9 protein-coding genes are annotated in these 10,264 nt (G+C 59.8%); 1 reads left to right on the forward strand and 8 read right to left on the reverse strand.

Annotated features, from left to right (window positions below; genetic code table 11):
* Window positions 1-25 precede the first annotated feature (25 nt).
* The 8 genes from ACO59D_RS03475 to ACO59D_RS03510 form a co-directional block, all read right to left on the reverse strand.
* Window positions 26-1,216 carry an iron-containing alcohol dehydrogenase gene (locus ACO59D_RS03475; protein ID WP_130812493.1) on the reverse strand — a complete coding sequence of 397 codons (1,191 nt, stop codon included), beginning with the start codon at window positions 1,214-1,216 and terminating at the stop codon, window positions 26-28.
* A 33-nt stretch (window positions 1,217-1,249) separates the two neighbouring features.
* On the reverse strand, window positions 1,250-2,461 hold the full coding sequence (locus tag ACO59D_RS03480; protein ID WP_485125781.1) for a thiolase family protein: 1,212 nt from the start codon (window positions 2,459-2,461) through the stop codon (window positions 1,250-1,252).
* 61 nt (window positions 2,462-2,522) lie between these two features.
* Window positions 2,523-3,374 carry a 3-hydroxyacyl-CoA dehydrogenase family protein gene (locus tag ACO59D_RS03485; protein WP_485125782.1) on the reverse strand — a complete coding sequence of 284 codons (852 nt, stop codon included), beginning with the start codon at window positions 3,372-3,374 and terminating at the stop codon, window positions 2,523-2,525.
* A 54-nt stretch (window positions 3,375-3,428) separates the two neighbouring features.
* Window positions 3,429-5,024: an acyl CoA:acetate/3-ketoacid CoA transferase gene (locus ACO59D_RS03490; protein WP_485125783.1), complete on the reverse strand. Its 1,596-nt coding sequence runs from the start codon at window positions 5,022-5,024 to the stop codon at window positions 3,429-3,431.
* Between the two features lie 3 nt (window positions 5,025-5,027).
* A complete protein-coding gene (locus ACO59D_RS03495; protein ID WP_130812495.1) occupies window positions 5,028-6,659 on the reverse strand; it encodes a class I adenylate-forming enzyme family protein in 1,632 nt (543 codons plus the stop codon).
* Between the two features lie 70 nt (window positions 6,660-6,729).
* On the reverse strand, window positions 6,730-7,617 hold the full coding sequence (locus tag ACO59D_RS03500; protein WP_130812496.1) for a class II fructose-bisphosphate aldolase: 888 nt from the start codon (window positions 7,615-7,617) through the stop codon (window positions 6,730-6,732).
* Window positions 7,618-7,732: 115 nt separating this feature from the next.
* Complete coding sequence (locus tag ACO59D_RS03505) at window positions 7,733-8,854, reverse strand: PTS fructose transporter subunit IIC (RefSeq protein WP_485125784.1); 1,122 nt, start codon at window positions 8,852-8,854, stop codon at window positions 7,733-7,735.
* Window positions 8,855-9,181, reverse strand: coding sequence for a PTS fructose transporter subunit IIB (locus ACO59D_RS03510; RefSeq protein ID WP_485125785.1), 327 nt, complete (start codon window positions 9,179-9,181; stop codon window positions 8,855-8,857). It lies immediately after the preceding gene.
* A gap of 319 nt (window positions 9,182-9,500) precedes the next feature.
* On the opposite strand from ACO59D_RS03510, the gene ACO59D_RS03515 reads away from it, so the two are divergent.
* Window positions 9,501-10,070, forward strand: a complete 570-nt coding sequence (locus ACO59D_RS03515) for an STM3941 family protein (RefSeq protein WP_485125786.1) — start codon at window positions 9,501-9,503, stop codon at window positions 10,068-10,070.
* The last annotated feature ends 194 nt before the right edge of the window (window positions 10,071-10,264 follow it).

Raw genomic sequence — 10,264 nt, forward strand, 5'->3', positions numbered from 1 at the left:
CGGGAATCCGGGCAGCCCACGCCTTTTAGCGTGCGTTCTTGAGGATGTTCACAATGTCGTCGACATGGAGTTGCATGAAGTTGCCGGCGTGATCGCCGCCACGTGCCTCCACGGCACCCTCGGCCATCTCCTTGATCTGCTCGTCCGTAGGATCAACCCCCAGCTCGTAGAGGCTCGTGGGCATCCCGATGGAATGGCACCACTGATCCCACGCCTCGATGCCCCGCAGGCCAGTTGACATGGGGTCATGGAAGTCATTCTGGACGCCCCATACATTGACGGCGAACTGCGCGAAGCGCTCGGGGTCGACGTGGATGACGTACTTAGCCCAACTGGACCAGATAGCCGTGAGGCCAGCTCCATGAGCAACGTCAAACATGGCACCGATTTCATGCTCGATGGCATGGCAGGCGAAGTCCCCCACCCTGCCGAGTCCAGTGAGCCCATCATGAGACTTGGCACCTGCCAAAAGCAGGTTTGCACGAGCGGTATAGCTCGTTGGATGGGCGAGCGCCTCGGGAACCATGGTCTTGACGGTGCGGAGAAGCCCCTCGGCAATCCCGTCAGTAAGTTCAACGTCACGCTCGGTCGTAAAGTAGCGCTCCATAGTGTGCATCATGATATCGGCACCTGGCGCGGCTGTCTGGAAGGGAGGCAGCGAGTAGGTGAGCTCGGGGTTCATGATGGCAAAGAGCGGGCGCGCGCATTCATGGTTGTAGGAGCGCTTGAGAATCTTGGGACCCATCGTATCGATGTCGATCACGGCCGAGTTGGAGGTCTCGGAGCCAGTACCCGCCAGGGTGGAGATTGCGCCAATCTTTGCGATCTTGTCAGTCGAGACCTTTCCGAGGAAGAGGTCCTCGAGATCGAAGTCATTGGCAAGGCCGTAGGCTATTGCCTTCGAGGAATCGATGGCAGAGCCACCGCCAATGGCCAGGACAAAGTCGACGCCCTCCTTCTTGCAGAGCCCGACACCCTTCTTGACAAGGGAGAGACGTGGGTTGGGGACAACGCCGTCGAGGTCAACGTACACAATGCCCTCAGCCTCGAGACCCTTGTGCACGCGATCGAGAAGCCCCGTGGTGCGCACGTAATCCCCACCCCAGTGGATAAGGGCCTTGTGGCCCCCAAACTCCTTGATGAGCCTGCCGGCCTCGTTTTCGGTCCCCTTGCCGAAGAGAATCTTCGTGGGGACGAGATACTCGAAGTTGACCATAGCGGTTCTCCTTTCGCTTCTCGCGATTTGTGGCTAGTCCTTCGTGAAGTACATCGAGATGCCCTGACCGCCGCCGATGCACATGGAGACCATCGCATCTCGCTTGTCGGTACGGGCGAGCTCGTAGGCGCACTTGATAACGAGAATGGCGCCGGTGGCTCCAATGGGGTGACCAAGGGAGATGCCACCACCGTAGATGTTGAGCTTCTCGGGATCGAGGCCGAGGTCACGGCTCACGGCAACCGACTGGGAGGCAAATGCCTCGTTGAGCTCGAACATGTCGATTGCCTGTACGTCGAGCCCAAGTTGGTTGCACAGCTGAACCGTGGAGAAGTAGGGGCTGTAGCCCATGAGCGTGGCATCGTAGCCCGCAACTGCCCATCCGCGGATGGCGAGCATGGGGGTGCACCCGAGCTCCTCCGCCTTGGAGCGCGTCATCATCACCACGGCAGCGGCGGCATCGTTCAGGCTCGAGGAGTTGCCCGCGGTCACGGTGCCCGTACCGTCCGTCACGAAGCAGGGCTTGAGCTTCGCGAGGCTCTCGGCGGTCGCGCCCTCGCGCGGACCCTCGTCGGTGTCGAAGACCGTCACGGCCCCATGGCGCCCCTTGATCTCGACGGGAACGATCTCGGGCTTGAACACGCCGGACGCGACTGCCGCGCAGGCACGCTGCTGCGAGCGGGCGGCAAAGGCGTCCTGCTCCTCGCGGCTCACGCCAAACTTCTTGGCGACGTTCTCGGCAGTGATGCCGTTGTGGTTGCCGTCGAGCGGCCAGACGAGGGCGTCGATGACCCCATCCTCGAACTGCTTGTGGCCCATGCGGGCGCCCCAGCGCGCCGACGGAACGTAGTAAGGGAGCGTCGAGAGGGACTCGGCGCCGCCAGCGACGACGACATCGCGAAAGCCCGTCTGAATCTCCTGCAGGCCGTCGGCGATTGCCTGGACGGAAGAGCCGCACTGGCGGTTCACCGAGTATGCGGTGCACTTGTTGGGCATCCCGGCCTTGAGGGAGATCGCGCGGGCCAGAAAGCCGTTGGGGCCCCAGCCGCCAACGTTTCCGATGATGACCTCGCCCACCTTGCTCGGATCGACGCCCGAGCGCTTGACCGCCTCCTTGACCGCAATGGCGCCCAGGTCGATTGTGGGGACGGTCTTGAGGCTTCCGCCAAACTTGCCGATTGCGGTACGCACGCCAGCAACGATCACGACGTCATCTGGATTCTTGTCAAACTGCCTGTTGCTCATGGCACTTTCCCTTCGTAGTGTCTGGATGGTCTTGGGTGATTGCAACGAGTCCTGCTTTTCGCTACTCGTAGTCATAGAAGCCGTGGCCGGTCTTGCGGCCAAGCTTGCCTGCGTCGAGCAGCTCCTTAAACACGGGGGCGGGACGGTACAGGTCGTCGTGGCCATAGCCCTCGTAGAGGTTCATGAGCGAGGCATACACCACGTCAATCCCCGAGAAGTCCATGAGCTCGCAGGGACCCATTGGATGGTTGCATGCCAGCTTCATCGCTATGTCGACGTCCTTGGCAGAGACTCCCTCGGAGACGAGCCACGCGCCCATGTTCTCGTATGGGTTGATCATGCGGTTGACGATGAAGCCGGGGGTGTTGGGGGCGTCAACGGTCGTCTTCCCAATCGCCTCCGCAAGCTCCTTTGCCTTCTCATGGGCCTCATCAGAGGTCTTCTCGCCGCGGACGAGCTCGACGAGCTTCATCACGGGGGCGGGATAGAAGAAGTGCATGCCCATGACCGATGCGTGACGCCTGGTCGCCGAGGCGATCTGGTCGATGTCGATGCCAGAGGTGTTGGTGAGAAGCACCGCGTCTGCGTCGGCGAGCTCGTCGACCTTCTCGAACGTCGACTGCTTGAAGTCAAGGCGCTCGGGGACTGCCTCGATCACGTACTTGGCACCTGCCAGCTCGCCGTAATCGGTGGAGTACGTGAGGTTGCCCAGGATGGCGTCACACTCCTCCTGAGTGATCTTGCCCTTCGTCACCTTCTTCTGCACGAGCTTTCCGACAAGCGCCTTCGCCTTGTCCAGAGGCTCCTGGGCGATGTCGATGTTAACGACCGGGAAGCCGGCGGTGGCGCACGCCTGGGCGATTCCTGCGCCCATGAGACCAGACCCGATGACCGCAACCTTGACCTTTTCCATGTCCGTGATCCTTTCCGTTTTGCATCTGATGCGTGATGAGACGTTCCGGGAAATCTACCTTTTGCCGAAGCTCTCCAGGAGCCCGCAGGGTCCGTCTTGGGCAAAGAGGCTCGGACTCATGGTCTTGAGGTCGTCGGCAACGATGGGCGCGAAGTCCATCATGTCAAGCACCTGTGTCTTGAGGTCGATGCCTGGGGCGATTTCGACGAGCTTGACCCCTGCAGGCACCAGTTCGAACACGGCTCGCTCGGTCACGACAACGACGCGCTGACCGCTCTTGCGGGCCTGCGGGCCGTTGAAGGATATCTGGCAAACGTGACTGACCATCTTCCTCGCGGCACCCTCTTTGAGGATGTGCAGCTCGTTGCCATCGAAGCTGTACTCGGCGCCTTTTGCCGTGAATGTGCCCAGGTAGACGACACACTTCGCGTTCTGGGTGATATCGACGAAGCCACCTGCGCCGGTGCATCTCTCGCCCATCTTGGTGGAGTTGACGTTTCCCTCTCCGTCAAGCTCACCGAGCCCCATGTACGTGACGTCGACGCCAGCTCCGTCGTAGTAGTCGAACTGCTCGGGATGGCTCACCATTGCGTAGAGGTTCTGGCCAATTCCAAAGTCGATGCCGCCAAGCTGCACACCGCCATAGATGCCACTCTCGACCGTAATCATGACCTTGTCGGAGAGGCCCTCCTCCGCGCAGACCCGCCCCACCATGTCATTGGGGATGCCCGTACCGAGGTTGACGATGCAACCGGGATAAAGCTCCTGGCAACCACGGCGTGCGATGAACTTGCGCACGTTGAATGGAGCAGGTTCCATTGCAGCCATCGGCCGGAGCAGCCTTCCAACATACGAGGGGTCAAAGTAAATCGATGAGGTCATGCGGTGGTCCTCCTCCGGGTCGGGGCAGACGACCACCTTGTCGATGAACACCCCCGGTACCGTCACGTCCTTGGGGTTGAGGGTCCCGGTCTGGGCAACGTCACGTACCTGAGCAATCACCTGTCCGCCATAGCGTTTCGTGGCGAGGACCGCATTGAAGACCTCCAGCTTCATGGCCTCGTCCGTCGTGGTCATGTTCCCCATCTCATCACAGGTGGTGCCACGAATGAGAAGGGTGTCAATGGGCACCTCGTTGTACATCATGTATTCCTCGCCGTGGTAGGTGACGATTTCCACGATGTCCGGCTCGCTTTGGGTGCGCTCGTTCATCTTGCCGCCCTCGATGCGCGGGTCGATGAAGGTGCCCAGCCCGACTTTGCTCATCTTTCCAGGCAGTCCGCAGGCCATGGCCCGGTAGAGCTGGGCGATTTGTCCCTGCGGGAGGCAGTACGCAATCACCTTGTTGTTGGCGATCATGTCCATCCACTTGGGCTGGAGACCCCAGTGGGAGCCGATGATGCGCGTCACCAGCCCCTCGTGAGCCAGGTGCTGTATGCCGCGCGCCCTGTCTGATTGGCCACACGAGTGAAGGAGCGTGAGTCCGCATGGGTGCCCCGTCTCGAGGAAGCGCCTCTCTATCGCCTTGAGGTTGGACTCCGAGGCAGAGACGAGCGTCATGCCGATGGTGCAGATGGCCGTTCCGTCAGCGATGGACGCAGCCGCCTCCTCCGGGGTCACGAAGTTTGCCTGAAGGTCCCTGCTAGCCATGAGTCAAGCCTCTCTCGGTGTCTTGTCTGAAAGGGATTGGCGAACGAGCTCGAGCGCGGCACGCCTGTCGGGCTTCTCGCCTCTCGTCTGGGGAATCTTTTCCGCAAAAGCGACGTGGACGGGAATCTTGAAGTGCGCGAGCCGCCCCTTGAGCGCGGCCTTGACGTCGTCCTCCGTGACATGCGAGCCCGCCTGTCTCACGCAGAGGGCGACGGGAACCTCGCCGTACAGGTCATCCGGCATCCCACAGGCGCAGGCCTCGCTGATGCCCGGGGTCTCGCAGAGCACCTCTTCGAGCGCGGAGCACCACACCTTCTCGCCGCCGCGGTTGATCATGTCCTTCTTGCGGTCGACGATCCAGACCATGCCCTCGTCGTTCGCATAGCCCATGTCGCCCGTGAGCAGCCACCCGCCAGGAAGCAGGTCGCCCGAGTCGTGGTGGAAGTAGCCTTCGGTCACGCAGGTGCCACGAAGGGCGAGCTCCCCCACCTCCCCCGTGGGAACCTCGTGGTGCTCCTCGTCGAGAAGGACGGCATCCACTCCGGGAACCGGCTTTCCCGTGGCACCCGCGTAGATGGAGGTGGCGGAGTCCCAGGGAAAGAGGAGCGCCGGGGAGCTCGTCTCGGTCATGCCATAGACCACCTGGAACGTGGCCGTTGGCATCCACTCGTGGAAGGCCCTCATCTTCGACACCGGCTCGTAGCTCGAGCCGGAAAGCATCGCGCGCACGCTTGGAAGCGAGGGGAACTCCTCCCGCAGTGGCAGGAGCTCGGCAAAGCTGGTGGGCGAGCCGTGCAGGTAGGTTATCCCCTCGTCCCGGACGCACTGGAGGACCCTTCTCGCATCGAACCTGCGATGGAGGTATACCGTCCCTCCAACGAAGACGAACTGCGCAAGGAGGGCCACCAGGCCCGTGACGTGGTAGATGGGGATGGGCACCAGGCAGGAGTCGTCCACCGTCGTCCCCATGAGACGCTGGTAGATCATGGTGGCAAAGACGAGGTTGTAGTTTCTCAGCACCACGCCCTTGGCAGCGGATGTGGTGCCGCTGGTGAACATCATTATGGCGGGGTCGCTGGCACTTCCGGAGGCACGTACCGCAGGGTAGGTGTAGCCGCAGACCCCGTCAAAGCCATAGCCGTCCTCGACCCCTCGAGACCAGACGCACATTTTGGGGTCAACGGGAAAGTCCGATGCCCAGTCCTCGAACTCCTCGCCAGCAATAACGGCGTCGGGCTTGGCGATGTCCAGAAGCGACGTCACCTCACGCTCGCGATACTTTGTCGGTATGGGCACGCACACAGCCCCAAGCTTTGAGATTGCATAGAGGGCAACCACGAACTCGAGGTCGGCGTGCATGATAAGGGCAACGAGGGAACCGTGCCCAAGCCCCTTCTCGGTAGCCAGGAAGGCTGCGAAGTCATCCGTCAGGGAGAGGAGACGCTCGTAGGTCGTTGGGCGGCCCCAGTCGTCGACAATGGCTGTCAGCTGGGGATATGAGGATGCCGTCTGCGCAAGCTGGTGGTAGAGGCTGGGTGCCATGTCGTCGAAGGCATACAGCTCCTTGCCCGACACGTATCGCGTCGACATCCCTCGCTGGAGCGATGGGCTCCAGCAGTTCTTTCCGGAAATCATCTTCTATCACCTCCGCGACGCATCTGCGCTCCAACGATCCAATCTGGGTTTCTGAGGGACATGGGCAGGGCTAGTCAGTCGCCTCCACCGTCTCCTCGCCAAACTGGTAGCGGCCCGAAGAGCCGAACAGCCGCATGTAGTGCCTGAGCCAATCGGAGGCCTTGCTCTCGACGGCACGGGAGAGAAGCATGTAGTCGGGCTTCTCCTGGCCAGCAAGCTCCTCACGCAAGCCGCGAACGTACGCGGCGGAGTAGTCAGTCCAAAGGTTCACCTTGTTGATGCCGCCTTCGACGGCCTTCTTGAAGTTCTCGTCACCCGAGCCAGAGCCGCCATGCAGCACCAGCGGGTAGTCCCCCACCGCCTGCTTGATCTCGCGCAGGCGCTCGAAGTCGAGCTTGGGGACAAAGTCCTTGGGATAGTTGCCGTGCGCGGTACCAATGGCAACCGCCAGGGCATCGCACCCGGTCCTCTCGATGAACTCGACAGCCATGTCCACCTTGGTGTACATGTCCGCGCTGCGGCCGTCGCCAGCCGCAGCCTGGCCGACGTGGCCGAGCTCCGCCTCGACGCTCACGCCGTGGGCGTGCGCGAGGGAGACGATCTGGGACACGCGGCGAACGTTCTCCTCGAACGGCAGGCTCGAGGAATCCACCATGACCGACGTGTAGCCGGCCTTGATGCAGCGGCAGATGTCCTCGAACTCTGTGCCGTGGTCAAGCTGTAGGGCGACAGGCACGTCGAGGGGCTCTGCGGCGGCACGGACCATCGCCGCCGCGACCTCGGGAGCGATGTGCATGTGCATCTGCCTTGGCGAGATGTCGATGAGGACGGCAGAGCGCTCCTCCTGCGCCGCCATGAGGGCGGCCCTCATGGTGTTGAAGTCCGGGCAGTTGGGAGCGGGAACCGCGTAGTTGTTGGTGCTCGCGTGCTTGAGCATTTCGGAAACTGAGACGTACATGGAACTTTCCTTCCAGTGTTTGGATCAGCCTGTCTCTCCGGCTGCTCGCCAGCGAATGTGGGATGCCCCGAAAGAATGGAGGCGCCCGCAGGCGCCTCCATCAAACCGCTCTTGGTTAGCCCAACAGCTTGTCGAGGACGCCGTTCTGCCCCATCTCCTGCTCTTCGGCAACGGGCCTGCGAAGGAGGAAGTACAGGACACCTGTTACCAGCGCGCCAATGAACCAGAACAGGATGAACTGGAGGGGGTTGCTCATAAGGGCAATGACGAATACGCCGCCGTGAGGAGAGGGGGACCCCAGACCGGTCATGCCGCAGAGGCCACCAGAGATTGCGCCACCAATCATGCAAGGGACGAGACAACGCCAGGTATCCTGCACGAGGAACGGGATGACATATTCCTGAATGTAGCAGCAAGCAAGGACAAGGCCGGAGATGGTGGTATCACGCTCCTTCTGGGTGAACTTCTTCCTACCAGTGAAGCGGTCGATAATCTGGGCAATGCAGACGCCGAGCGGGTTTTGCATGCCACCGCACATCTTGCATGCGGTCGGTCCATAGATGCCGTTGGCGTTAAGGCCGTTCGTCACAAGAGCAACTGCCTTGGAGATAGGTCCGCCCTGGTCAATGGACATACCCACACCGATGGCAGCACCAAAGACAAAGCCGCCAACACCCTGCAGGTTGGTGAGAGCAGATGTGATGATGCCCATAAGCCAGCTGATGGGGACTCCTACCACATACCACATGAGCAAAGATGTCACCGCAGTTGCAACCACAGGGATAACGAGGATTGGGAAAATAGACTGCAGCGAATCAGGTGCGTTCTTGGATAGTCCCTTGAGCCAGATGACAATATACCCGGCAATAATGCCACCGAGAACAGCCCCGAGAAAGCCCGCCTTAATGGTGTTGGAAATGACACCCACGGCGAAGCCAGGCGCCAGGCCAGGTTTGTCCGCCATTGCATAGGCAATGTAGGCACCGATAATTGGTACGCAGACATTGAAGATGGCGCTACCAATGGCATAAACAACCATTGCCGGAGTGTACTCGGTGTAGGCGAGGTTTGCCATCTCGTTGCCGACGTTGTAGCCACCCATCGCCTTTGCAATGCCCCAAAGGACGCCTCCTCCGACGATGAATGGAATCATGTAGGATATGCCTGTCAGCACCGCGTCCCACACGAACGCGCCCTGGGACTGCTTCTTGGCACCTTTGCGCTGAATCTCGGCCATCTAGCCAATCGCCTCCAATAGCTCCGCCACGACTTCCGCGGCCTTGTCCTTTGTCATGACTTCCTTGGTCTTGCAGCTGAGCGTGGGAACAGGATCAAAGCGCTCCTTGCCCTTGATCTTGATATCTGCGGCAATGATTGCGCCATCCGCGCGGGCAATGTCCCCGTCAGTGATGACGTCCTCGGCGCCGGTTGCCCCCTGCGTCTCAATCTTTGCCTCGCAGCCTGCTTCCTCGAGAGCTGCGCGCAGGGCGTCTGCCGCCATAAAGGTATGAGCGATACCAATCTGACAAGCCGTGATCCCCACGATGTACATCTTCTTTGACATCTGTCTTTCCTCCTCTCCCAAATTCCTTGTACCGGCCGTCCCCTATCTGCTTGTGGTGGCTACACGCTGAGGGACGGTGTCGTATGGCTGAATCATATTTTCTTCATAGTAGTTTGCCTGTCATATTGCTGATTTGACCTCTATTCCATTATTTAAACATTTTTTGTTCTTATGTTTGTTCGTATTAGTAGGGTTTTTATAAAATAACTAGATTTATAATACATATTTTTTACATATTTAATTGCTTGCAGTCACCAAAGGAGCTGGACATGTTTAGAATGCAGACCGTGGCGTGCAGATTCGTCAGAAGGAGGCAACATTGAGGGTCGAGGCACGAGTTACGGGCGAGAGCTTCACAGTGAACAATGGCGTCGTCATTCATCTGCTGCTTATATTCATGGGCGTCTGCATCTTAGTTGCGGCAATACTTGCTGCCACTCAGAGCCTTCCCTATGCCCCCAACCCAGCCCTCATGAAGTACATCACGGGTTACCTTGGTGTTCCCTTCGCGATACTCTTTGTCGCCTACAACGTGCATCGGGTCGTCAACCGACGCAATGCCATCCTCATCGACGAGAAGGGCGTGACCGACCACACGACATCATTCTCATCAGGGTTCATCGCTTGGGAAGATATCCAGGAGGTATATCTTCTTCGCCTCCACAACGATGACTACATGTGCGTTGTCCCCACCGACATCGACGGGTGGTACGCAGCGCTTAACAAGCGCCAGCAGCGTCTAGCAAAAGCGAACATGGATGCCGACTTTGCCCCCATCCGAATCCAATTCAAAAAAGTGACTGAGAAGGTCAAATCAAAGGAGGGCGTGGCCTTCTGCAAGAAGATTCGGCCGAAGAAGGTAACCCATGTCAGAAAGCCTCGGTACTGATGGAGGAAGCACTGTTCGGGGTACCGTCATTTGCTCCTGCTACCTGCCTTGGCGTCTTGCGTTGGCGGTTTCCTGAAGAAGGGCGCGGGGGGAAGCGCACATCCTGTGGAAACCCTCCTTCTCCCCCATCGCCTTTGATCCTGACTTCCGCAGCAAATTTTAGAGAATACCGTCCCCGAACAGGGATAACGTGT

The sequence above is a fragment of the Tractidigestivibacter sp. genome, from assembly GCF_057241865.1.

Excerpts from the sequence above, each read along its gene's own strand:
- ACO59D_RS03500 (WP_130812496.1), bottom strand. The coding sequence starts at position 7,617 with ATGTACGTCTCAGTTTCCGAAATGCTCAAGCACGCGAGCACCAACAAC.
- ACO59D_RS03475 (WP_130812493.1), bottom strand. The coding sequence starts at position 1,216 with ATGGTCAACTTCGAGTATCTCGTCCCCACGAAGATTCTCTTCGGCAAG.
- ACO59D_RS03485 (WP_485125782.1), bottom strand. The coding sequence starts at position 3,374 with ATGGAAAAGGTCAAGGTTGCGGTCATCGGGTCTGGTCTCATGGGCGCA.
- ACO59D_RS03505 (WP_485125784.1), bottom strand. The coding sequence starts at position 8,854 with ATGGCCGAGATTCAGCGCAAAGGTGCCAAGAAGCAGTCCCAGGGCGCG.
- ACO59D_RS03490 (WP_485125783.1), bottom strand. The coding sequence starts at position 5,024 with ATGGCTAGCAGGGACCTTCAGGCAAACTTCGTGACCCCGGAGGAGGCG.
- ACO59D_RS03510 (WP_485125785.1), bottom strand. The coding sequence starts at position 9,181 with ATGTCAAAGAAGATGTACATCGTGGGGATCACGGCTTGTCAGATTGGT.
- ACO59D_RS03495 (WP_130812495.1), bottom strand. The coding sequence starts at position 6,659 with ATGATTTCCGGAAAGAACTGCTGGAGCCCATCGCTCCAGCGAGGGATG.
- ACO59D_RS03480 (WP_485125781.1), bottom strand. The coding sequence starts at position 2,461 with ATGAGCAACAGGCAGTTTGACAAGAATCCAGATGACGTCGTGATCGTT.